This is a genomic window from Niastella caeni, assembly GCF_004834005.1.
Lineage (GTDB): Bacteria > Bacteroidota > Bacteroidia > Chitinophagales > Chitinophagaceae > Niastella > Niastella caeni.
In genome coordinates this window covers 673,379-696,116 of the sequence record NZ_STFF01000005.1, presented here as the reverse complement: position 1 = coordinate 696,116, position 22,738 = coordinate 673,379, and the positions used below count along the sequence as shown (strand labels likewise).

At 44.3% G+C, this 22,738-nt stretch carries 20 protein-coding genes and 1 tRNA gene; 7 read left to right on the top strand and 14 right to left on the bottom strand.

Features of this window, described 5'->3' with window-relative positions; all coding sequences use genetic code 11:
• Positions 1-218: 218 nt before the first annotated feature.
• Both FAM09_RS20560 and FAM09_RS20555 read right to left on the bottom strand, forming a co-directional pair.
• Positions 219-305: transfer RNA gene (locus tag FAM09_RS20560), tRNA-Ser, on the bottom strand.
• A gap of 78 nt (positions 306-383) precedes the next feature.
• Positions 384-1,157: a TatD family hydrolase gene (locus FAM09_RS20555; RefSeq protein ID WP_136579011.1), complete on the bottom strand. Its 774-nt coding sequence runs from the start codon at positions 1,155-1,157 to the stop codon at positions 384-386.
• A 107-nt stretch (positions 1,158-1,264) separates the two neighbouring features.
• Here FAM09_RS20555 and FAM09_RS20550 point away from each other — a divergent pair, with 107 nt between their 5' ends.
• Positions 1,265-2,170, top strand: coding sequence for a hypothetical protein (locus FAM09_RS20550; protein ID WP_208025614.1), 906 nt, complete (start codon positions 1,265-1,267; stop codon positions 2,168-2,170).
• Positions 2,171-2,309: 139 nt separating this feature from the next.
• Here FAM09_RS20550 and FAM09_RS20545 read toward each other — a convergent pair whose 3' ends face one another.
• Together FAM09_RS20545 and FAM09_RS20540 are read right to left on the bottom strand one after the other, a co-directional pair.
• The gene (locus FAM09_RS20545; protein ID WP_136579009.1) at positions 2,310-2,951 is read right to left on the bottom strand and encodes a polysaccharide deacetylase family protein; all 642 of its coding nucleotides are present in this window, start codon (positions 2,949-2,951) and stop codon (positions 2,310-2,312) included.
• 33 nt (positions 2,952-2,984) lie between these two features.
• The gene (locus FAM09_RS20540) at positions 2,985-3,920 is read right to left on the bottom strand and encodes an ARPP-1 family domain-containing protein (protein WP_136579008.1); all 936 of its coding nucleotides are present in this window, start codon (positions 3,918-3,920) and stop codon (positions 2,985-2,987) included.
• Positions 3,921-4,125: 205 nt separating this feature from the next.
• On the opposite strand from FAM09_RS20540, the gene gltX reads away from it, so the two are divergent.
• Entirely contained in the window at positions 4,126-5,652 is a 1,527-nt protein-coding gene (gene gltX / locus FAM09_RS20535) for a glutamate--tRNA ligase (protein ID WP_136579007.1), read from the top strand.
• Between the two features lie 91 nt (positions 5,653-5,743).
• Positions 5,744-6,100 (top strand): four helix bundle protein, encoded by a 357-nt coding sequence (locus FAM09_RS20530; RefSeq protein ID WP_136579006.1) that lies wholly within the window; start codon positions 5,744-5,746, stop codon positions 6,098-6,100.
• A 161-nt stretch (positions 6,101-6,261) separates the two neighbouring features.
• On the opposite strand, the gene FAM09_RS20525 is transcribed toward FAM09_RS20530, so the two are convergent.
• A complete protein-coding gene (locus FAM09_RS20525) occupies positions 6,262-6,681 on the bottom strand; it encodes a cobalamin B12-binding domain-containing protein (protein WP_136579005.1) in 420 nt (139 codons plus the stop codon).
• Between the two features lie 199 nt (positions 6,682-6,880).
• Here FAM09_RS20525 and FAM09_RS20520 point away from each other — a divergent pair, with 199 nt between their 5' ends.
• From FAM09_RS20520 to fumC, 3 genes are all read left to right on the top strand, one after another.
• The gene (locus FAM09_RS20520; protein ID WP_136579004.1) at positions 6,881-7,657 is read left to right on the top strand and encodes an enoyl-CoA hydratase/isomerase family protein; all 777 of its coding nucleotides are present in this window, start codon (positions 6,881-6,883) and stop codon (positions 7,655-7,657) included.
• Between the two features lie 214 nt (positions 7,658-7,871).
• The gene (locus tag FAM09_RS20515) at positions 7,872-8,885 is read left to right on the top strand and encodes a LacI family DNA-binding transcriptional regulator (protein WP_136579003.1); all 1,014 of its coding nucleotides are present in this window, start codon (positions 7,872-7,874) and stop codon (positions 8,883-8,885) included.
• 152 nt (positions 8,886-9,037) lie between these two features.
• The gene (fumC, locus tag FAM09_RS20510) at positions 9,038-10,435 is read left to right on the top strand and encodes a class II fumarate hydratase (protein WP_136579002.1); all 1,398 of its coding nucleotides are present in this window, start codon (positions 9,038-9,040) and stop codon (positions 10,433-10,435) included.
• A gap of 234 nt (positions 10,436-10,669) precedes the next feature.
• Here fumC and FAM09_RS20505 read toward each other — a convergent pair whose 3' ends face one another.
• The 7 genes from FAM09_RS20505 to FAM09_RS20475 form a co-directional block, all read right to left on the bottom strand.
• A complete protein-coding gene (locus FAM09_RS20505; RefSeq protein ID WP_136579001.1) occupies positions 10,670-11,356 on the bottom strand; it encodes a lipoprotein signal peptidase in 687 nt (228 codons plus the stop codon).
• A gap of 78 nt (positions 11,357-11,434) precedes the next feature.
• Positions 11,435-13,927: a bifunctional UDP-N-acetylmuramoyl-tripeptide:D-alanyl-D-alanine ligase/alanine racemase gene (locus tag FAM09_RS20500; protein WP_243751731.1), complete on the bottom strand. Its 2,493-nt coding sequence runs from the start codon at positions 13,925-13,927 to the stop codon at positions 11,435-11,437.
• A 13-nt stretch (positions 13,928-13,940) separates the two neighbouring features.
• On the bottom strand, positions 13,941-14,945 hold the full coding sequence (locus tag FAM09_RS20495; protein ID WP_136578999.1) for a TerC/Alx family metal homeostasis membrane protein: 1,005 nt from the start codon (positions 14,943-14,945) through the stop codon (positions 13,941-13,943).
• A 191-nt stretch (positions 14,946-15,136) separates the two neighbouring features.
• The gene (gldG, locus tag FAM09_RS20490; protein WP_136578998.1) at positions 15,137-16,840 is read right to left on the bottom strand and encodes a gliding motility-associated ABC transporter substrate-binding protein GldG; all 1,704 of its coding nucleotides are present in this window, start codon (positions 16,838-16,840) and stop codon (positions 15,137-15,139) included.
• A 14-nt stretch (positions 16,841-16,854) separates the two neighbouring features.
• On the bottom strand, positions 16,855-17,580 hold the full coding sequence (gldF, locus tag FAM09_RS20485) for a gliding motility-associated ABC transporter permease subunit GldF (RefSeq protein ID WP_136578997.1): 726 nt from the start codon (positions 17,578-17,580) through the stop codon (positions 16,855-16,857).
• Between the two features lie 657 nt (positions 17,581-18,237).
• Positions 18,238-18,570, bottom strand: a complete 333-nt coding sequence (locus FAM09_RS20480; protein WP_136578996.1) for a HesB/IscA family protein — start codon at positions 18,568-18,570, stop codon at positions 18,238-18,240.
• 168 nt (positions 18,571-18,738) lie between these two features.
• On the bottom strand, positions 18,739-19,905 hold the full coding sequence (locus FAM09_RS20475) for an IscS subfamily cysteine desulfurase (protein WP_208025613.1): 1,167 nt from the start codon (positions 19,903-19,905) through the stop codon (positions 18,739-18,741).
• Positions 19,906-20,144: 239 nt separating this feature from the next.
• On the opposite strand from FAM09_RS20475, the gene mce reads away from it, so the two are divergent.
• Positions 20,145-20,546, top strand: coding sequence for a methylmalonyl-CoA epimerase (gene mce / locus FAM09_RS20470; RefSeq protein WP_136578995.1), 402 nt, complete (start codon positions 20,145-20,147; stop codon positions 20,544-20,546).
• 70 nt (positions 20,547-20,616) lie between these two features.
• Here the strand turns inward: mce and FAM09_RS20465 are convergent, their stop codons facing one another.
• Positions 20,617-21,231 (bottom strand): MarR family winged helix-turn-helix transcriptional regulator, encoded by a 615-nt coding sequence (locus FAM09_RS20465; RefSeq protein ID WP_136578994.1) that lies wholly within the window; start codon positions 21,229-21,231, stop codon positions 20,617-20,619.
• A gap of 205 nt (positions 21,232-21,436) precedes the next feature.
• The gene (locus FAM09_RS20460) at positions 21,437-22,396 is read right to left on the bottom strand and encodes a T9SS type A sorting domain-containing protein (RefSeq protein ID WP_136578993.1); all 960 of its coding nucleotides are present in this window, start codon (positions 22,394-22,396) and stop codon (positions 21,437-21,439) included.
• Between the last annotated feature and the right edge of the window lie 342 nt (positions 22,397-22,738).

The window sequence follows — 22,738 nt, the reverse complement described above, 5'->3', positions numbered from 1 at the left end:
AATCAAGTGTCCCTGATGGTAAAAAATAGCCTAACAATGCTTTTTCCTGATCCTTTTCCAATGTTTCTTATCCGTTTTATTAGGCTGCAAAACAACAAATTTCTCCTAAATCCCCCAAGAATTCAACTTGATCCTTAAGACTCCCTTCTACAATAAAATATTTTTAATTTTAAAAGAGCCTTTGAGTCTAACAACTCAAAGGCTCTTTCATTTTCCTGCGGAGACTGAGGGATTCGAACCCTCGATACGGTTTCCCGTATACACACTTTCCAGGCGTGCTCCTTCAACCACTCGGACAAGTCTCCATACAATGCCTTCAAAAACCTTTCAACCTAAGTCTTGCTCTCCTTTTTTAAAGGGCAGCAAATTTACACCTTCCGCCCTTAGGACCCGAATATTTTTTTTGCATTCGCTGTAGTGATGGTGGCAGCCTCCTCAACTGATATTTCTTTTACCTCCGCTATCTTTTCTACAATGTATTTCAGATAACTGCTTTCATTCCTTTTTCCCCTAAAAGGTACCGGCGTAAGGTAGGGCGCATCCGTTTCCAGCACAATTTGGTCCATGGAAACCACTTTTAACACTTCGCGTAAATGGGTATTTTTGTAAGTTACCACGCCCCCGATCCCCAGGTAAAATCCCAGCTCAATGATCTGTTGCGCCTCCTCCAGGGTACCGGTAAAGCAATGAAAAATTCCCCGCAAGCTGCCTTTCTGGTGCTCCTGAACAATGCGAATGCTATCGGCCATCGACTCCCGGGAATGGATCACGATCGGCAACTGGTATTGTAAAGCCCACTCAATTTGCTGGTGAAACGCTTCCTGCTGCGCTGCCACAAAGGTCTTATCCCAGTAATAATCAAGCCCAATTTCCCCTACAGCCTTAAAAGGTCGCTTACCCAGCCATTCGCCCACCAGGGCCAGCTCCTCCTTATAATCTTCTTTTACCGAACAGGGGTGCAACCCCATCATGGCAAAACATTTCCCTGGAAAATCAAGCTCCAATTGCAGCATGGCATCATGCGCCTCGCTATCTACAGCCGGCAGGTAAAACTGCCGAACCCCTTCATTTTCAGCCCGCTCAATCACGGCACGGATGTCCTGGGCAAACTCCTGCCCATATAAATGGCAATGAGTATCAATTAATTGAATATTCATATCGGCCGCAAAATTCCCAAAAAATTTATGATTCTTTTAAACTATTTATTAAGCCCGCCGTCATAATCTGGTTATTTAGTTTCTCATAATTAGCCTTAATTTGTTTTATGAAAACTATGCCCAAGTCAATTAACGGGTTACTGGCAACCATCATGGTTACCAGTCTTGTTTTTTCTGCATGTAAAAAACATGATGACGCTTCTGGCGCTGCCGGTAAGGAAGAGTTTGCTACGGTCGCATTGGAATCAGACGCTGAGGCTGAAGTGGTTTTTGATGATGTTTTTAATAATGTGATGGGCGTAAGCAGTGAAGTAGGTATTGGCGGAACCGGCGTTTTTGGGCGGGTTGATGTAAGTTCCGGCTCAACCAATCGTGTGGAAGGTGTAGACTCCACCACTTGCTACACAGTGATTACCAAACAATTAGGCTCTACCCGCTTTCCTTTACAAATAACCATCGATTTCGGCAGCGGTTGCACCGGCCGCGATGGAAGGACCCGCAAAGGCAAAATAATCGTTCTTTATACCGGCCACCTGGTCGTTGCGGGCAACTCTGCCACCACTACATTCGACGGCTACTATTTAGATAACGTAAAAGTAGAAGGCTCCCATAAATTGACCAATACCGGCACTCCCGATAAAAAAAGTTATACTACGCAGGTTATCAATGCCAAACTAAGCCGGTCGAATGGCAATTATATGCAATGGAGCAGTACAAAAACGGTTACGCAGATAGAAGGCGGCGCTACCCCCCTTATTGGGCTCGATGATGCCTATAATATCACCGGGCAGGCCGGCGGAGCGGTGCAAAAAGACGGAAAGTACTTTCAATGGGCAACAACCATCACTTCCCCCCTCATCAAAAGATTTATTTGTCGCTGGATTTCAAAGGGAACCCTTGGCCTGAAGAAGGGAAATGACGCAGTGGCAGTGCTGGATTACGGCCCGGGAAGCTGCGATAACAAGGCAAGTTTCACGGTAAATGGCCAGGTTCACGAAATTACTTTGCATTAATCAAAAAAGTTTATACCTTTAAGTCAGTTTTCATAGGGTACGGATTAAAAACGGGCCAGGGTGTCTACCCAGGCCCAACTTTTTTTAAGGACATACTGTCGCAAATTCACCTTTTTTCTACCCTTATTTTACCACTTATTTACAGGCTAATAGCTTCAAATCGGTAGCCTTTTTCGCTAAAATACTGCAGCGTTTTTGGTAGTGCATCCTTCAGGCGTGGAAAAGCTTTCTCACTATCGTGAAAAACGATCACTGAACCCGGTTGTGCGTTCTTTGTAACGTTCACGGAACAGGTCTCCGCCGTTTTTTCAACATCAAAGTCACCACTTAGCACATCCCACATAATAATTTTGAAATTGCTGTTCACGGGAGAATTTCGGATACCCGTTAATAATTTTACCTGAAAGCGGGTGATCTTACCATAGGGAGGTCGAAATAGATTGGAGTCGATGTATTTTCCCGCAGCAAGAATATTTTTTAAATAAAGTTCGTCGGTTACTTTCCAACCATTCAAATGATCGAACGTATGGTTGCCTATACGATGCCCATCGTTCAGGATCGTACGATAAATATCAGGATGTGCGACCACGTTCTTCCCGATACAAAAAAAAGTGGCTTTGGCATTATACTGTTTAAGCTGATCTAACACAAATGGGGTAACTACCGGGTGGGGACCATCGTCAAATGTGAGATACAAGATTTTCTCTTTGACTGGAATGTCCCAAACACAACGCGGATAAAGCCTTTTAAGCCACCATGGTGTTTTTACAAAATACAGCATGCTACCGATCCTCTATAACAAATGTAAATGAAATTACTGTGCGTAACCGGTAATGTGTACTACTTTCTCTTTGTATTTAAACACCTTACCATTTTTTTTAAGGTATGCTTCCTGCGAAGCTTCTTCGGTAAGTATGGGGTTAAGATATGTTTTTACTTTTTCATCTTTAATGACCGGCGTACTGCCAAAAGTGATCGCTTCTTCAATATAACCATGCAACAGCGGTTGTAATTCACCATAAAATAAATTTGTACCGGCGAATACATCGCAACCGATCACTTTATTGCCGCTCATGCAAACAAAACCTGTTATTGTGCTATCGCTATTTTTAAATTTCTCGCTGAAGTAACGTAGATACGCAGTCTGCTCAGGTGTAAATTTTTTATCATTGCGATGCGCCAGATAAGCCAAAGAGGGTGATTTGGTGCCACTATAATTTAATTGTGCAAAAATTTCTTTCCAAACAAGCACCTGGTTTTTTGACTGGTCCAATATTTTACGTAAGGTGGGATCGGCGTAATTACTATACTGGAACTTTTTTTCTTTATCGCTCCATCTTCCTTCTTCCACACACATAACCGGAATGTACTGGTCTTTCATTGAAGGCGGCAGAATGGTATCCCTGGCTACCATCCGGTCCTGCCGACCGCCGAGAATAACTTCTCCCGACCCGATAAAAACCGATTGCTGACCATTATTATTTATCCGAAGCCAGTGCACATTTTCTGTTGCCGCAGACCCGCGTTCACTTACTACAACGGTCCCATTTTCCAGCCCCTGGCGTAATGATATAACACCTGGTACAACCTGGCCCGAAGCGCCAGAACCTTTCGGCCGAATGGGAATAATTTTTAAATTTTTGTACGTCCAGGCACTATCATAATCCACATATAACGTATTATAAGTTAACTGGGCCGGTACAATTTTATATATGATCACCAAACACAGGAGAACAAGGACCTTCTGCATAATATTTAATTACAGGAAACAAGATACAAGAATTTGGCTAGTAGTAAAAGCTAGTAATAAGTAGCTAGTGGCTAGAGGGATTTTAATTTGTAACTCGCAATTGATAGCAACTGCTTGCTATTTCCTGCCTCCCCTACTCGCTACCAGCCTCTAGCTTACTTCAACTTGTCAACCCCATCAACTTTTCAACTTATATTTGCTCCCTATGGCAAAAAAAGTAAGAGTACGGTTTGCGCCCAGTCCAACAGGCGGCCTTCATTTGGGAGGTGTTAGAACAGTTTTATACAATTATTTGTTTGCCCGCCAGCAGGGTGGCGACTTCGTGTTGCGTATTGAAGATACCGACCAAAGTCGTTATGTACCGGGCGCAGAAGAATACATTTATGAGTGTTTAAAATGGTGCGGACTGCAACCAGATGAAAGTCCGCAGGCAGGCGGCCCGTATGCTCCTTATCGCCAAAGCGAGCGTAAAGACCTATACAGACAATACGCTGAATTTTTAGTGCAGGAAGGAAAAGCTTATTATGCGTTCGACCGGCCAGATGAACTGGACTCCATGCGTGAACGGTTTAAAACAGCCGAAAATCCTTCTCCTCAATACGATCACAAAGTGCGGATGCAAATGCGCAACTCGTGTTCGCTTACGTTCGAAGAAACAGAGCGGTTACTGGCCGATAATGTTCCGCACGTCATTCGCATCAGGATGCCTGAAAATGAAACAGTAACTTTTACTGATATGATCCGCGGCGAAGTAAGTTTTCATACCGAGCTTGTTGATGATAAAGTGTTATTAAAAGCCGATGGTATGCCTACCTATCACCTCGCCGTGGTGGTAGATGATTACTTAATGAAAATCACGCATGCATTCCGCGGCGAAGAATGGTTGCCCAGTTCACCGGTGCACGTATTATTATGGAAATACCTGGGTTGGGAAAAAGATATGCCGCAATGGGCGCATTTGCCGTTGATCTTAAAACCCGATGGCAATGGCAAGCTCAGCAAACGCGATGGAGATCGGTTGGGCTTTCCCGTATTTGCCATGAACTGGACGGTTCCCGGCACCAATGAATTAACCAAAGGTTTTCGCGAAATAGGATTTCTGCCCGAAGCATTTATTAATATGCTGGCCATGCTGGGTTGGAATGATGGTACCGACCAGGAATTATTTACCCTGGATGAACTCGTACAAAAGTTTTCGATGGACCGGGTCCATAAAGGCGGCGCCAAATTCGATTTTGAGAAAGCCAAATGGTTCAACCATGAATGGATCAAGAAATCGGAAGTTGGAAGACTGAAGCCGGAAGTAAGAAAAACGCTTGAACAGCAGGGAATTTCAGTAAATGATGATGTAAAGCTTGAAACAGTGATTGCATTAGTGAAAGAGCGTTGCACTTTCATTGCTGATTTTGTTGAGCAGGCGCGTTTCTTTTTTCAAACGCCGCAGCAATGGGACCTCGATGCCATAAAACCCAAATGGAACGAAGCCAAGCAGGCATTTTTTGGTGATGTTATCAATTACCTGCAACAGCAAACCAACTGGGTTGCCGCTGATCTGGAACATGGGTTTAAAGAACTGGCCGCAGCCAAACAAATTAAACCCGGCGAAGTATTATTGCCATTGCGTATAATGCTGGTCGGGGGTAAGTTCGGCCCGGGCGTGTTTGATATTGCGGGGATTATTGGGAAGGAAGAGACGGTGAAGAGGGTAAGTAACCTATTGGGGCAATTGTAATCTATAGAATTATAACTTGCAGCTTCAGGCCACAAGCTTCAAGCTGCAAGCAAATACAGCACATAGATAATAATCATTAAACCTGGCTTCAATGAGAAATTTTAAAGAATTGAAGATTTGGCAAAATGGTATTGCCATAGCCATAAAAACCTACCGCGTAACAGAAACATTTCCCAGGGAAGATAAATATTCCATTGTACAACAAATGAATAAAGCAGGGATTTCAATTCCCTCCAATATTGCCGAAGGAAGTAGTCGAAGAAGTGAGAAAGATTATTCACGATTTATTGAAATAGCCCTGGGCTCTTCGTTTGAATTGGAAACCCAAATTATTATTGCCGAACAACTAAACAAAGGTAACCAACAGTTATTACGGGAGCTAAAAACTGCATTACTCGAAGAACAAAGAATGCTTACAGGTTTTCAAAATGCATTAATTCAAAATTAACGTCTCTTGGCGTTGCTTGCAGCTTGAAGCTTGAAGCTTGCAGCTTGAAGCTTACAGCTTACAGCTTGCATCTTACAGCTTTCGGCTTACAGCTTGCAGCTTACAGCTTGCAGCTTGCAGCTTGAAACTTGAATCTTACAGCTAAACAACAAGTCCACCCCCTAAAAACTTCTATGAGTGGCTACCCACTCCGCTATATACCCCGCTATCTCCGTCGTCGGCGTTCCGGGTGCAAACAACTTCCCTACCCCTATATCATTCAATTGCTGCATATCTTCTTCGGGAATAATACCACCGCCGGTAAGCAACACATCATCCATTCCCTTTTCTTTCATCAATGCCACTACTTTAGGAAAAACGGTCATGTGTGCGCCAGACAATATACTAATGCCAATAGCGTCCACATCTTCCTGCAACGCAGCATTTACTACCATTTCAGGCGTTTGCCGCAGCCCGGTATAGATCACTTCCATCCCGGCATCGCGTAAGGCCGTCGCAATCACCTTCGCACCGCGGTCGTGCCCATCCAGTCCAACTTTGGCCACCAGTATCCGTAATGGTCTGTTTACTTTCTGATTCATGCAAGCAACATTTAAGTTTCAAAAATACGGTTCTTTACCAAACATTCCGGCCGGCCGTCAAAACGCTTCATGTTACGTTTAATACATTTCAGGCCTATTTCCCATTACACCTGAATATGCATCGCCCGAATTGCATAATTAGTTTAGATTTACAATACGATCATGCACCTGTAAAAGGTATTTAATAAAAACTTATAACATGTATTCTGCCATAACTACATCATTAGAGAATGGTATCCTGCTCATTACCATCAACCGGCCCGATAAAATGAATGCGTTGAATAAAACCGTGTTTGAAGAATTAAACGCAGCCATTGACGAAGTATATAACAACCGGGAAATTAAATCAGCTATCATTACCGGCGCCGGCGCCAAAGCATTTGTAGCAGGCGCCGATATCAGCGAATTCCTTGGATTGAAACATAGTGAAGGCATGGACCTGGCGCATAAAGGCCAGTACATTTTCAAAAAAATTGAAGATGCGCCCAAACCTGTTATTGCAGCGGTGAATGGTTTTGCGCTGGGCGGTGGTTGTGAACTGGCTATGGCCTGTCATTTTCGCATCGCTTCAGACAATGCCCGGTTTGGTCAGCCCGAAGTGAACCTGGGTTTAATACCCGGTTATGGCGGCACGCAACGATTAACGCAATTGATTGGTAAAGGAAGGGCAATTGAATTGCTTATTACCGGTAATATGCTCGATGCCGCAACCGCCCTGCAATATGGACTTGTAAATTATGTTGTACCACAGGAAGAATTGCTGACCAAAGCCCGCTCCATACTGGAGTTGGTAAATACCAAAGCACCGCTGGCGGTAGGCCGTTGTATTCAGGCTGCCAATGCCGTGTTCGATCATACCAAAGATGGTTTTACCGAAGAAGTAAAACTGTTTGGCGAATGCTTCGCCACGCATGACATGAAAGAAGGCACTAATGCGTTTCTGGAGAAGAGGAAGCCGAATTTCACTGGCAAATAGAGCTGTAAGCTATAAGCAATACAAGAAACTCTATTATCTTTTGCTTTGCTTACAGCTTATGGCTTACTGCTTATGGCTAAAGGCTTGCAGCTGTATTTCCCCTCGCGCAGCGGTGTATTGCTTACAGCTTATAGCTTGCAGCTTTCAGCTGTATTTTCCGCAAACGATTGCCCACATTTTATGCCATAACAATGATTAACTTCGGAACTACACCATGGAAAAGAAACTCCCTACCATAAAGGAAATTGCCCGCAGGTTGAATATCTCCGCCTCTACGGTGTCCCGTGCCTTGCACGATCACCCAAGCATCGGGCTTCGTACTAAAATGGCGGTGAAAAAACTGGCTGCCGAATTGAATTACGAACCTAATCAAACAGCCATCTTCTTCAAACAGCGCAAAACATTTACCATTGGTTTGGTGCTTCCCAATCTGCGCGAAGAATTTTTTTCCGCCGCCATCAACGGCATTGAAGATGTAGCGCTCGATCATAACTACATTGTGCTTATCGGACAAAGTCACGATGACCTGGCCCGCGAACAAAAGCTGATAGAATCGATGAAGAACCACCGCGTTGATGGCATTATCGCTTCTATCAGTAGCAGCACCACGCATATTGAGCATTTTGAACAAATGAAGAATTACGATATCCCTGTGGTGTTCTTCGATCGCGTTCCCGATGCCAAAGACATTCATTCGGTAAGCTGCAACTTATACGACAGCTCGGTAGAAGCAGTGGAATGGCTCATAAAAAAAGGACATAAACGTATCGGCTACCTGCAGGGCCCGCCTACCCTGAATATGAAGAACGAGCGGCTCGACGGTTACATGGAAGCGCATAAAAAGCATAAACTAGCGGTTGATGAATCGCTGATCGTAAGTACCGATTTGACAGTAGATGGAACTAAAAAGGCCCTGGATGCATTATTGCAGCTAAAGAAAAGACCTACCGCCATCCTTTCCTTCAATGACTATGTAACGCTCGATGCCATCCATTACGCCCGGCAGAAAAAACTGACCATCAATAAAGACATTTGCTTTGTAAGCTACGCCAACGTGCCGGTTACGCAGTATGTTGAATATCCTCCGCTGGCTTCGGTAGAACAATTCCCCTACGACCAGGGCGTAAGCGCCACCGAATTATTATTCCGCTTAATAGAGAAAAAGACCGCCGGTCAGGAAGCGCCTTACGAAAACATTGTATTGAAAAGCGAATTGATTATTCGATAAGAAAAAGCTGTTACCAGTTACCAGTCGCCGGGTACCGGGGCCGAAATTCGGAGAGTAACCACTAAGAAAGGAGAGCCCGAATTTTAAGCCCGGAAACTGGTAACCGGCAACCGGTAACCTGAAACCCTGTATTTTTGCGCAAATTTTACAATATGGAATTCCGGATCGAAAAAGATACCATGGGAGAAGTGCAGGTGCCTGCCGATGCCCTATATGGCGCTCAAACTCAGCGCAGTATTGACAATTTCAGAATTGCACAGGATATCAATAAAATGCCCAAAGAGATCATCAGGGCATTTGCATACCTGAAAAAAGCGGCAGCTATTACCAATTTCGAAGCAGGGGTTCTGCCCAAAGAAAAAAGTGATGTTATTGGTCAGGCTTGTGATGAAATCCTGGAAGGAAAACTGGATGCTTATTTTCCCCTGGTGGTTTGGCAAACCGGTTCCGGTACCCAAAGCAACATGAACGTAAATGAAGTAGTTGCCTACCGCGGTCACCTGATCAAAGGCGGCAAACTCACCGATAAAGAAAAGTTCCTCCATCCGAACGACGATGTAAACAAGTCACAGTCTTCGAACGATACCTTTCCCACCGCCATGCACATTGCGGCGTATAAAATACTGGTTGAAACAACCATCCCCGGTATTGAAAAACTGCGCAATACCCTGGCTGAAAAAAGCAAACAATACATGCACGTGGTAAAGATCGGTCGTACGCACTTTATGGATGCTACGCCGCTTACCGTTGGCCAGGAGTTCAGCGGCTACGTTTCGCAGCTCGATCATGGCTTGCGTGCTATTAAAAATACCCTGGCGCACCTGAGCGAACTGGCATTGGGTGGCACTGCGGTTGGTACCGGTATCAATACCCCGCCCAATTATGCTGAGAATGTGGCCAAACATATTGCAGCCCTCACCGGTTTGCCTTTTGTTACGGCTGAAAATAAATTTGAGGCCCTGGCTGCGCATGATGCTATTGTTGAAGCCCATGGCGCTTTAAAAACGGTTGCGGTCAGCCTCATGAAAATAGCCAACGACATTCGCATGCTGTCCAGTGGCCCGCGCAGTGGCATCGGTGAATTGTTTATTCCCGATAACGAACCAGGTTCTTCTATCATGCCCGGTAAAGTAAACCCCACGCAGTGCGAAGCATTGACGATGATCGCAGCGCAGGTAATGGGTAATGATGTTGCCATCAATATCGGCGGCGCCAATGGTCACTTTGAGCTGAACGTGTTCAAACCGGTAATGATCTATAACTTCCTGCACAGTGCCCGCCTCATAGGCGACGGTTGTGTAAGCTTCAATGAAAAATGTGCTGTAGGTATTGAACCTATTGAAGCCAACATCAAAAAGCACGTTGATAATTCATTGATGCTGGTAACTTCACTCAACACCAAGATCGGTTATTACAAAGCCGCTGAAATTGCACAGAAGGCGCATAAAGAAGGTACTACCTTAAAAGAAATGGCCGTGAAGCTGGGCTATGTTACGCCCGGGCAATTCGACGAGTGGGTTGACCCGAAAGATATGGTGGGGAAGATATAGTTAATTAATGCATCACATAGCTAAACAAAAGCCACCGTTATATACGATGGCTTTTTGTTTAGCCATAAGCCTTAAGCTGTAATTTAAGCAAATACAGTTTTCGCTTTCGCCTTATGGCTTACGGCTTATAGCTTTCGGCTTTGATCTATAAAACAAAAATGTCGAAGCATTTCTACTTCGACACCTGCCTGCCGGCAGGCAGGTTCATTATTCAAAATTCGTTATTCAATATTCTTATTGTCCACTATACACCTTCACCGTGTCTTTTAACTCTTCCTCAGTTTTTAGCGTAACTGGTTCTTCTTCCAACGGGCTCTTTTTGAAAAATCTCTTCTGGAAGATCAGGATGGCAATAACGCCTACTGAAATGGAGGCATCGGCGATATTGAAGATGGGTGAGAAGAACGTGAAGCGTTCACCACCCCAGAAAGGGATCCACGCTGGCAGCATTTTATTCTCAATGATAGGCGCATAGATCATGTCTACCACCTTACCATGCAGGAACCCTGCATAACCGCCACCGGCCGGAAACATTTGCGCTAAAGGTAATCCATCATCGCTGCGGCTGAAGATCATTCCATAGAACATACTATCTATGAGGTTACCGAGCGCACCGGCAAAGATCATCGATACACAAAGTATAAAACCACGATGGTATTTCTTTTGTACTATACTGCGGATGTAATACACCCCGAAGATCACGGCAATTAACCGGAAGATGGTGAGGGCCAGTTTACCCCATTCGCCACCGAATTTCCAACCCCAGGCCATTCCTTCATTTTCTATAAAATAAAGCCGTAACGACCTGCCCAGCAAAAAGATCTGCTGTCCGTAATTCATGCTGGTTTTTACCCATATTTTTAAAGCCTGATCGGCAATAATAATTCCTAGTATTACCAGGGCAACTGTTCTAATCTTCACTATGCTAAAATTTAGTTTCCAAAGATAAGGTTTTATCTGTTTTATAGAGGTCCCATCAGGCTTGTATTGATGAGCGGTTTATTCTTCAAAATATACCCTTTTCACCCTTTGCGAAATTCCGGCAAGCAGCTCATATGGAATAGTTTGGGCCCAATGGGCTACCTGTTTTACCGGCAAAGCACTGCCAAAAACAATCACTTCATCGCCCTCCTGAACATGTGAAATATTGGTAATATCAATCATGGTCATATCCATGCAAACCGTACCAATTACGGGCGCCAGGTGACCGTTCACCATCATTTTACCGGCGCCATGCCCCAGGCTGCGGGGATAACCATCGGCATAGCCAATGCGCACAGTGGCAATGCGTGTATCTCTGGTTACCACGCCTTTACGGCCATAGCTCACCGTTTCTCCTTCTTTCAGGTTTTTTATTTGTGCAATGGTTGACTTTAAGGTAGAAACCTCGCGCAGATCCAATCCGCCCTCACCGCTGCTGTCGCCGCCATAAATGCCAATGCCCAAACGCACCATATCGAGGTGCCATTTAGGATGGCGAATGATGCCGGCCGTATTCACCACGTGCCTGATGAACTTATAATTTACAGCAGCCTGCAATTGCGCTACCATTTGCATGTACAGCTCGCCCTGCTGATCGGTATACGCATCGTGCTGCGGGTCTTCGCTCGATGCCAGATGCGTGAACACACTTTGCACTTTAAAGAACGGGGTGCGAAGTGCATTCAATACAACAGGCAAATCAGCCATCGAAAATCCCAACCGGTTCATTCCCGTTTCCAGTTCAATATGCACCGGGAACTGCTGTATGCCCTGTTTTTTAACAAAATCTTCAAACAATAATAAAATGCCGGGCGAATACAGGTCTGGTTCCAAACTGTATTGCACCAGCACATCGAACGTTGATTCATCGGGGTTCATGACCATGATAGGCAGATTAATACCGGCCTTGCGCAGCTCAACGCCTTCATCGGCATAGGCCACGGCCAGGTAATCGACCCGGTGAAATTGCAGCGCATTGGCAATTTCATAACTGCCGCTGCCATACGAAAATGCCTTTACCATGGCCATAAGGCGGGTAGAAGGGTTTAATAACTGTTGAAACTGCTTCAGATTATGCGCAACGGCAGTAAGATCGATCTCCAAAACCGTTTGATGTACTTTCTGCTGCAGCAGCCGGTCAATTTGCTCCAGTTCAAATATGCGGGCCCCTTTTAAAAGGATGGTTTCATCTTTAAAAAGGAGGTGATTCAGTTCTTTTATAAAAGCGTCTACCGACGAATAAAACACCACTTCGGGAATACCGGCGGTTTGAAAAATATGTTGATGGTGCGAAATGCGTTCCCCAATCCCGATCAACCGGTTCACCTGGCGTTGTTGCAGCAACCGCCCCACTTCGGCATACAGGTCTTTTTCTGAGCGGCCGCTTTGCAAAATATCTGAAAGAATAACCGTCTTTTTTGCATGCTGCTGTTGCTGGCTTAAAAAATCAAGGGCAATGGTAAATGAGCTGAGGTCGGCACTGTAACTGTCATTGATGATGGAACAATTATTAATGCCTTTTTTCAATTCGAGCCGCATGGCCACAGGGCCCAACTGCTGCATCTGCAACGCGATGGCTGGTTGCGGTATTTGTAAATGCAGCAGCACGCACCAGCAATGAATGGCATTCTCTACCGACGCATTATCGATGAATGGAATTACTATACTGATCTCTTCTTGCTGGTAACTGGCCGTAATGGTCGTTTTCCCCCCTTCTTTATATACCTGACGTATTTGCAACGTGGCCTCGGTCACCATACTCCAGCTAAAAATGGTGAAGCGTTTGCTGTTGCTCATTAATTGCCATACGGCGGCAACCCCACTGTTTATTTCCGGATCGTCCTGGCAATAAATAAGCGTTTCTACCTGTTTGAACAGTTGTAGCTTTTCATTCACTTTTTGCCGCAGGTTCACAAACCCTTCGCTATGCGCTTCCCCTATGTTGGTAAAGATGCCAATGGTAGGTTGAATGATCTTTTGCAATTGCTCCATTTCGCCGGGCTGCGAAATGCCGGCCTCAAATATCGCCAGCTCATGCTGCTCGTTCAGCGGCCATACGCTCAACGGCACGCCTATTTGTGAGTTATAACTTTTCGGACTGCGAATAATGGTATATTTTTCTTCCAGCAGTTGGTTCAACCATTCTTTTACAATGGTTTTTCCATTGCTACCGGTAATGCCTATTACCGGTAGGCTGAATTGTTTCCGGTGCCAGGCCACCAGGTTTTGCAAAGCCTGTAAAGGATCGTTCACCTGCAATATGTTGGCATCGGCCAGGTGGGTAACATCCATCGCCTCGCTCACAATAAAATTGCGAACGCCTTTTTCGTATAGTTGAGGAATAAAGGTATGCCCATCGCGGCGCGGGCCTTTTAACGCAAAGAATAAGGAGGTTTGGGGAAAGATGAGTTTGCGGCTATCTATCAGCAACTGCTCAATCGGCGCATTATCGTGATGAACGAGCCACTTTCCTTTTATGATGGAAGCAATATTGTCAATAAAGTATTTCACCCGGTTAATTTGATCAGTGAATTTCCCGGTCTATACCTGCATCGGTGTCTTTGCTTATATTGTTTCTACTTACAGTTATTGAATAAACGATAGAGGCAAGAATGCAGGTAACGATCACTAACAGGGAAACATATATTGGTATTTCTTTAATGCCATGGTATTTAACCAGTACGTATTTAACCAGTAAATCCTCTAACAACATCTTCAACCCGATAAAGATCAGTATTACCGCTATACCCTGTTGCAGATGCGCAAATTTATCACTGGCGCCCCGCAGTAAAAAGAACAGGGAACGTAAGCCCAGTACGGCAAAAATATTGGAGGTATAGATCACCAGTTTATCTCCTTTGGCAAGGGTAAATACCGCCGGAATGGAGTCGAGGGCAAATACAATATCGGTGGTAGCCAGCATGATCACCACTACAAACAGGCTGGTATAATATTTCTTGCCGTCTTTTCTGATCGACCATTTTCCATCTCCATCCTCGGGCGTAAGGGGTAATACCCGTTTCAGCAATTTATACACCTTGTTTTCCTGCAGGTTCTGGGTTTCTTCTTCTTCATTTTTTGCTTTGAACATGCCGAAACCGGTGTATACCAAAATAGCACCGAAGATGTACAGGATCCAGTGAAATTGCGTCACCAGCTCTATACCAATGGCTATGAAGATGATGCGGAAGATGATGGCCATCAAAATACCGATCAGCAATACCCGCCCGTAAAACTTTTCCTTTACTTCAAAAAACCCAAATATGAGAATGAAGACGAAGATATTGTCAATACTCAGCGACCACTCCATTAAATAGGCGCTCACATATTTGATGGCTCTGCCGTGGCCGTTCTCAACCCAAACAAAAACAAAGAAAAGCAGGGCCAGCGTAACCCAGAAGGCTGTTTGCCACAAGGCTTTTTTTATGGTTACATGGGAAGTTTTTTTACTAAGTAATCCCAGGTCAAATGCCAAAGCCAATACTAATAAACTGCCAAATATTAAAAACGTAAGCTGCTCAGGAGTCATGTATGTATTAAATGGTCGGCAAAGATAAGCCTAGTTTGTGGTTTATGGTTTGTTGTTTGTGGCAGGGCTCGCTAAACTCGGGGTAGTATTTCAAAAAGCGTGATTCCCGGGCTTTTAGCGATTCAAGCAAATAATTAATCGGCTCAAAATGAAACAACAACAAACCAAAAACTACAAACAACAAACCATTTCTACCCTTGATATTTTCTCCTCCGTAAGGCCTGATAAACAACGCCAAATATCAATACTACAAAAACCGGCAACCCGATGCTCAACAATTGCCATTGGCCCCGGTCTTCATCTGTTTTCTTGGGGTCTAACAGGCGAAGGGCAAAATCTTTCGACCGCGTATCGAGTATGCCTGAAGTATCGGTGAGGTATTGCACGCAGTTCAGGAAAAAATCTTTGTTGGCGTACTGGGTATTGGTAAACTGGTTAAAGCCCATATTCAGCGGACCTTCGTTCTGTGTAACTACATTCGAAACAATATCAGCATCCGATACCACGATCATTTTGCTTTCTTTTTCGGTAGCGGCGCGGAAGGGCTGTTTGTACAACCCGGCCAGGGTATCCATCATACCGCCCGATAAGCGGTTGGTGTACAGGGATGAAAATCTGCCTTCCAGCAAAACGGCGATTGGCATAAATGATTTATTGAATGTTTTTAAATCATCTTCCGTTTTTATACTGTTCAGCGTTACAATGGCGGGTGTACTGATGATGCGGGAACTTTCTGAGGTAGATAATAAGATCGTTTTTTTGATATTGTTTTTTACCGTATCTATAGAATTAGGGAAGATCGATAGCACATTATCCAGGTTCTTGGCAATGGCATGGTCTGAGTAAGAAGATAACGTTGGGAAATAGGGCCAGGGCACCAGTTGCATTTGAGGCTGGTTACCATAATTGCCTACTACCAGCGGTATTTTATCGCATTGCAGGTCCTGTACCAGGTCGCCATTGATGCGAACGCCGTATTTGAATAGTTGATCGTCGAGGTTCAGGTTACGGTCAAACGCTACAAAATCACTATGCGAACGCATGAGGCTGTCCATTTCAGCATACAGCTTATCTATCAGCCATATTACCTTACCGCCCTGCATAATGTACTGATCAATTTTCAGCTTTTGCTTATCGCTGAAGGGGATAGTGGGTTTCACGATCACCAGCGCATCAAAAACCGTGGGAATTACCGGCACACTATCAATAGGCACCCAACCAAAACGGTATTCCTGGCGCAGGGTACGGTCAACAAGATCGTAAACATTATAGTTGAAGAGTTCGCCATTGCCAAGCAGGTAACCGATGGCCGGCACGGTATCGGCTGTGATCTTTTGAATGGTGCGCGCCATTTTATATTCCAGCAGCGCCTCGGCATTGTTCAGCGATTGCACACCGCCGGTCATATCCTGCCCCTGTAAAAGATCAATAGCTACTTCGCGGTCTTTGTATTTTACCAGGGCGCCGGGGTAAACCAGGCGTTCTTCCTGCGATTCATCGGCCTTTGCCTTTACCTTAACGTTGGTGGGTTTAAGGCCCAGGCTGTCGAGGTGTACCTGCAGGTTCGATCGGGCGGTATCGCTCAGTCCTTCGCCAAACTTTTCAAATTTGTACTGAAGATTGCTGCCCGCCAGTTCTTTAAACTCCTGCAGCATTTCCTGGGTGCTGTTGGAAAGTTTTTTAAACCCGGCCGGCATATCGCCGGTGAGCAGCACGGTAATGGAAACTTTATCGGGCAGGCCTTTTAATAATTTTTTGGTAGCAGGTGATAAAGTATATCTTTTTTCCTGAGTAAGGTCAACACGGGTATGCACTACTGATGCCAGGTAGTTAATACCCACCAATACGATCAGCAAAAACAACCACCATAGTTTTGAAGCCAGTATTTTGTTCATGGTGTATTACCGGATTATCGTTTCAACAAATTGCGGTTGGTAAATATTAGAAAGAATAGGATGATGCTAAGAAAATAAATAATGTCGCGGCTGTCAACCACTCCCCTGCTTACGCTGCGGTAATGGAAGTCGATGCCGAGCATTTCAATATAATAATCGGCGCCGGCCTGCAGGGCAGGTATGCGGCTAACGGCGTTGAACCCGCTATACAGTATAAAGCAAAGGAACGCGCCGGCAATAAATGCTACGACCGCGTTATTGGTTACGCTGCTGCAGGCTATACCGATGGCCACAAAAACCCCGGCCAGGAATATCAGTCCAATGTAGGAGCCAATGGTGCCCCCCATATCGATACCGCCGCCAGTGGCAGCCAGTTGCTGTACGCTGATGGGGTATATAATGGTAGGAATTAAGGCAATAAGCACCACGCCCAGGGAGCCGAAATATTTTCCCGAAACCAGTTGCCAGCGGCTGAGCGGTTTGGTTTGCAAAATTTCGAACGTGCCGCCTTTGAATTCGTCGGCAAAACTGCGCATGGTAATAGCGGGAATCAGCAATAACAAGATCCAGGGGGCCAGCTCAAAAAATTTGTCAAGAGTGGCGTACCCGAAGTCAAGGATATTGGTATCGGGAAAAACGAACAGGAATAATCCATTTAATAACAGGAATACGATGATGGCAATGTAGCCGGTCAGGCTGCTGAAAAATTGCCGGAATTCTTTTTTACAAACTGACCACATGGGAGCGAAAATAAGTGATTATAAGTATAAGTAAATAAAAGATGCGGCTATATGACGCTCGTTTCAGCAATTTTATTATATTGCGTCTAGTCTTCACTATTATCCATGAAAAATGAACATCCGGTTACCGTCTATTTCTGTTCAATCATAAAATAGCCGAAACCTACTGCATAAAAAGTCCCCCCGATACAAACGGGGGATTTTTATTTTAGGCCCAGCCCTAAAGGGAGAAAAACAGCCCCTTATAACACCTACACGCACTACTAACTACTCGTCACTGGCTTTTACTCATTCTTTACCTCAGGTTCGTACCCGGGTCGTACTTGGGCTACATCTGATTATCCAATGTTTCGTATATATCCCGTACATATCTCGTATATGTGTCGTATATAAGCCGTTCCTTTAAAAGGTACGAGACATCTACGAAATACCTGCGAAACAGGTACGTGACAGGTTCAATAAAAAGGTTATGCAAAAACGACCCAGATATGAAGGAAATGCGAAGAAGCGGTAAACGAGAGGTAGCCGGTGGGAAAAATAAAAGGCCTTGTTTTTCACAAAAACAGGGCCTGTATTGTAAGAAGATGAGAAAAGTTGGCAGGTTATAAAGTTAACAGGTTTGACAAGGCTATTCTGCCTTTATAACATATGCGTTCCCTATACCGAAAAGCTTTCTCCACATGCGCAGGTGCGGCTCGCATTGGGATTATTAAAATAGAATCCCTTGCCATTAAGCCCTTCTGAGAATTCCAGCGTGGTATTCACCAGGTACAAAAAGCTCTTCAGGTCGGTAACCACTTTTACGCCGTTATCTTCAAACACCTGGTCACCGGGTTTCGATTGGTTATCAAAATCCATTTTATAACTGAGGCCAGAACATCCGCCACCTACCACTGATACCCGTAAAAAATAACCGGCATCGGGGGCATGGCCGCCTTCTTCCATCAGTTTACTTACTTTCTCTTTTGCTTTATCGCTTACAAAAATCATAATTTGAAGGTTTGAAAATGTGCAAATTTGAAAATTCAGCTTCTAATGATTTGATTTTCAATAAAAGCACATCCTATTTTATAACGCTTTTTTACCTGATTTGTTTAAAGATAACCTTTTCTATTTTGTACTTCAATTCGTTTGAACTTTTGTTTTCTCATTTTCAAATTAGCTAATTATCAAATTCTTACGTAGCAGTTCCACCGTATTAGTCACCTTTTCTATCACAAAATCAATTTGTTCTTCTGTGGTGAACCGGCCAATGGAAAACCGTAAGGAGCTATGCGCCAGGTCATCTTCTACCCCCAGCGCTTTGAGCACATAGCTGGGTTCCATGGATGCACTGGTACAGGCAGCCCCGGACGATAGCGCCACCTCTTTATTCAATCCCATCATCAGCCCGTCCCCGTTCACAAAGTTAAACGAGATATTGGCAACGTGTGGCAGGCGGTGGTCCCGGCTTCCATTTACATAAGTAGCATCCAGTTTCAACAGGGCATTTTCCAGTTTATCGCGCAATTGGCTCAGGCGTTGGCCATCTGCTTCCAGTTGCTGGCGGCAGATGTCGGCAGCTTTTCCAAGACCGGCAATGCCGGGGACATTCAGCGTACCACTACGCATTCCCTTTTCATGACCGCCGCCATCTAACTGGGCCGTTAATTTAACGCGCGGATTTTTCCGGCGTACGTACAATGCCCCCACCCCTTTTGGTCCATACATCTTATGCGCACTGCAGGTGAGCAGGTCAATTTCATCTTTTATAACATCAACTGGTATTTTGCCTACCGCCTGGGTAGCGTCGGTAAAGAACAACACGCCGTGCTTTTTGGCCAGTTTGCCTATTTCTTTAACCGGTTGAATGGTGCCTGTTTCATTATTGGCGTACATGATAGCTATCAAAATGGTGCGAGGGGTGATAGCTGCTTCCAGTTGTTGCAGATCTATCAGGCCTTCTTTATTTACCGGCAGGTAGGTTACGGTTCCGCCCAACTTCTCAATATGCCTGCAGGTATCCAGCACAGCCTTGTGTTCGGTTACACAGGTAATAATATGGTTTCCCTTGCCGGCATACATTTCAAACGCCCCTTTTATGGCCAGGTTATCGCCTTCTGTGGCGCCTGAGGTAAAAATGATCTCTTTGGGTTCGGCACCAATAAGCCTGGCTACCTGTTCGCGGGCATAGTCTACCGCCTCTTCGGCCTGCCAGCCAAAGGAGTGGCTGCGACTGGCCGCATTGCCATACAGATCGGTGAAATAGGGCAACATCACTTCCATTACCCGCGGGTCGCAGGGCGTTGTGGCGTTATGATCGAGATAAATGGGAAGTTTCAGCATATTCATTGGGTATTACCCAAGGTTGTAAACACAAAATTAATTGAAATGGTTGTATTTGATTGCCGGTTTCCGGGTTCCAGGTTGCAAGTTCCAGGTTCCAGGTTTCAGGGCAAGCAAACTGAATAATAGTGGGATTACCGAATTTTAAAGTCCCTGTAACTTGTAACATGAAACTGTTTTTTAATACTCCAAAAGCTATTCCATTAAATTTGTTACCTAACAAACTACAACTACGTGATATGCTGAAAATCGAACACATTGGTATTGCCGTTCGCGAATTATCTCAATCGGTGCCTTTGTTTGAAAAACTGCTGAATACTTCCTGCTATAAAACCGAGCAGGTTGAAAGCGAGCAGGTGGCTACCGCCTTTTTTAAGACCGGCGATACCAAAATAGAATTGCTGGAAAGCAGCAGCGCCGAAGGAGTGATTGCCCGCTTCATAGAGAAAAAAGGTGAAGGCATACACCATATTGCTTTTGAAGTAGAAGACATTGAAGCGGAAATGAAACGGCTCGTTAGTGAAGGTTTTGTTCTACTGAACGAAAAACCAAAGCCCGGCGCCGATAATAAGTTAGTGTGCTTTCTTCATCCGAAAAATACTAATGGGGTGCTGGTAGAATTGTGTATGGAGCGAAAATAGTTATTGAGTTCGTTAGTTATTGAGTTCTTAGTTATACTTCAACTTACTAACACAATAACTTATTAACTAATTAACTTGCCTTCCCCCCCATCACATGTTCCGGGCACTCTATACGCAATTCATCAATGGCCAATGGCTTTTGCATAAGGTTGCAAAAATGGTCCTGCTGCCTGTCGCCATTATAATAAAAGCAGGTGTAACACATACGTTGTGTTGAAATAATTCCGCTTTGATTTAACCGGTATATAAGATCGAGCACCAGTTTTAAAAACTGGTCTTTTTGTTGGGGTGTTAAAGTAGCTATGGCGCCATCCAGCGGCAGGGTAAAGTTCTCGATCATGCCGGTGAGCTTCATTCCCTGATCGGTAAGCGAAAAATTAAAACTGCGTGAATCAAGGGCGTCATCCGTTCTTTTGATGAGCCCTTTCTGCTCCAATACTTTTATTGAATCGCTGATGGTGGCTTTGGTAAGATTGAATTCCCGCGCCATGGAGGCTATGCGGCGCTGCTTGTCGGAAGTATGGTATTTGATAAAAATAAGCAACTGCAGTTGTATGGGGCTCAGCTTATGTTCCTTGGCTTCCGTCCATAACAAGACCCTGAACACTTCAGAAATTTTTTCCAAAGCAGCCACTATTTTGTAGTCTACATTGGTTATATGACGTTCCGGGTTAAATGCCGACATGACATAGCAATTCGCTTAAAGATACTGACTTAACCCTGTGAATATAATACAAGAAAAGGTAATAATCCACACGGGCAGCCGGTTATAGACGGAAGATGCTGTAACTGCGATGATTACATAAAAAAATAGACTAAACGTATAAAAAAAGTTCCGCTGTAGACACAGCGGAACCATTACTGTTTACCTAATATGAGGACCATTAAACCTACAATGCTATTTTCTTAACCTCGCTCCAACCCTTGCTATCACTAACCCGTACGGCGTACACACCGGAGCCGGCACTCATCGCATTTACGATAAGCCGGTAAGAAGCCTGATTAAAATCTTTGCGCACTATAACCTGTCCGCTCATGTTTATTAATTGTATAGATACGTTATCTCTTACATCGCTGTTAAAGTCGATGGTCACTGTTTTGTTTGATGAAGCAAAAATGTTGGTCACCTGGCTGTTTGCATTATTGCGTAATGACCGAATGGCTGAATAAAAAGCGCTTCCATTCATATCTACCTGGCGTATGCGGTAATAAACTACTGCATCGGCACTGTTTTTATCGGTATAAGCGTATTTATTAACCAGGCTGGATGTACCTGCGCCCATTATTACAGCTATTTGTTTCCAGTTGCGGGCATCAGTACTTTTTTCTATTGCATAATAGTTGTTGTTTACTTCTTCACTGGTACTCCAGCTAAGCTGGTTGTTTGAACCCTGGCGGGTAATATAAAACGATTGAAAAACAACAGGGAGAGTAGCGCCAGCCGAAAAGCCGTTACCGGTTGTATTATCTGCGTAGCTATAGCCTGTTTGAACAAGTTGTGTTCCCTTGAACTTAATGTCGCTACCGATCTTGATTTGATCGTTAGAGTTTACACCGGTTATTTTTCCACCGCTATATATTATGATGCGACTGGCTGAATTCAATCTTAATTTACCATTTTCCAGATCTAAAGTGCCATATATAATAACTACCACATTATCCAGGTCAATGAGCTGATCGAGGGTTACTACAGAATCAGCGGGTATTATAATGCTATCGCCATTGGCGGGTAAGCGGTTCAGGTTCCATGTACCGGTTAAGTTCCAGTTATTACTTTTGGATTTGATAGAGCCTGCCATCAGGCTGGTAGCCATCAGGAGGGCGAAAAGGGTAGTGTAAATTGATTTCATGGGGTAAACAGTTTTATGCTTAAATATTTTCAATACACGTACCTGATTTTTTTGGCATGGGTAAAATAAGGGGGTAGAAGGTCGCCGGAAATGGGTAATTTTTGTTATAAATAAATGATAATCAGAAGCATTATTATTTTTCCCAAAGTCTCAAAAAAATATATTTTTCCTGGCCAGGAACCAGCTGCCAGCACATGGAAATGTTCCCATATCTGGAAAAACATTACAATAAGGGGAAGTATTTAGGAAGAATAAGCTAATCCGCTAGGGCGTGACAGGTTATGTTATCCAGGGAAATGAAAAATTAAGAATTAAAAACAGAGGAATGAGGAAAGAGAGAGG

Bases quoted from the DNA above. Each gene is read 5' to 3' on its own strand.
- FAM09_RS20555 (WP_136579011.1), bottom strand. From the start codon at position 1,157: ATGAATATTCAATTAATTGATACTCATTGCCATTTATATGGGCAGGAG.
- FAM09_RS20550 (WP_208025614.1), top strand. From the start codon at position 1,265: ATGAAAACTATGCCCAAGTCAATTAACGGGTTACTGGCAACCATCATG.
- FAM09_RS20545 (WP_136579009.1), bottom strand. From the start codon at position 2,951: ATGCTGTATTTTGTAAAAACACCATGGTGGCTTAAAAGGCTTTATCCG.
- FAM09_RS20540 (WP_136579008.1), bottom strand. From the start codon at position 3,920: ATGCAGAAGGTCCTTGTTCTCCTGTGTTTGGTGATCATATATAAAATT.
- gltX (WP_136579007.1), top strand. From the start codon at position 4,126: ATGGCAAAAAAAGTAAGAGTACGGTTTGCGCCCAGTCCAACAGGCGGC.
- FAM09_RS20530 (WP_136579006.1), top strand. From the start codon at position 5,744: ATGAGAAATTTTAAAGAATTGAAGATTTGGCAAAATGGTATTGCCATA.
- FAM09_RS20525 (WP_136579005.1), bottom strand. From the start codon at position 6,681: ATGAATCAGAAAGTAAACAGACCATTACGGATACTGGTGGCCAAAGTT.
- FAM09_RS20520 (WP_136579004.1), top strand. From the start codon at position 6,881: ATGTATTCTGCCATAACTACATCATTAGAGAATGGTATCCTGCTCATT.
- FAM09_RS20515 (WP_136579003.1), top strand. From the start codon at position 7,872: ATGGAAAAGAAACTCCCTACCATAAAGGAAATTGCCCGCAGGTTGAAT.
- fumC (WP_136579002.1), top strand. From the start codon at position 9,038: ATGGAATTCCGGATCGAAAAAGATACCATGGGAGAAGTGCAGGTGCCT.
- FAM09_RS20495 (WP_136578999.1), bottom strand. From the start codon at position 14,945: ATGACTCCTGAGCAGCTTACGTTTTTAATATTTGGCAGTTTATTAGTA.
- gldG (WP_136578998.1), bottom strand. From the start codon at position 16,840: ATGAACAAAATACTGGCTTCAAAACTATGGTGGTTGTTTTTGCTGATC.
- gldF (WP_136578997.1), bottom strand. From the start codon at position 17,580: ATGTGGTCAGTTTGTAAAAAAGAATTCCGGCAATTTTTCAGCAGCCTG.
- FAM09_RS20480 (WP_136578996.1), bottom strand. From the start codon at position 18,570: ATGATTTTTGTAAGCGATAAAGCAAAAGAGAAAGTAAGTAAACTGATG.
- FAM09_RS20475 (WP_208025613.1), bottom strand. From the start codon at position 19,905: ATGCTGAAACTTCCCATTTATCTCGATCATAACGCCACAACGCCCTGC.
- mce (WP_136578995.1), top strand. From the start codon at position 20,145: ATGCTGAAAATCGAACACATTGGTATTGCCGTTCGCGAATTATCTCAA.
- FAM09_RS20465 (WP_136578994.1), bottom strand. From the start codon at position 21,231: ATGTCGGCATTTAACCCGGAACGTCATATAACCAATGTAGACTACAAA.
- FAM09_RS20460 (WP_136578993.1), bottom strand. From the start codon at position 22,396: ATGAAATCAATTTACACTACCCTTTTCGCCCTCCTGATGGCTACCAGC.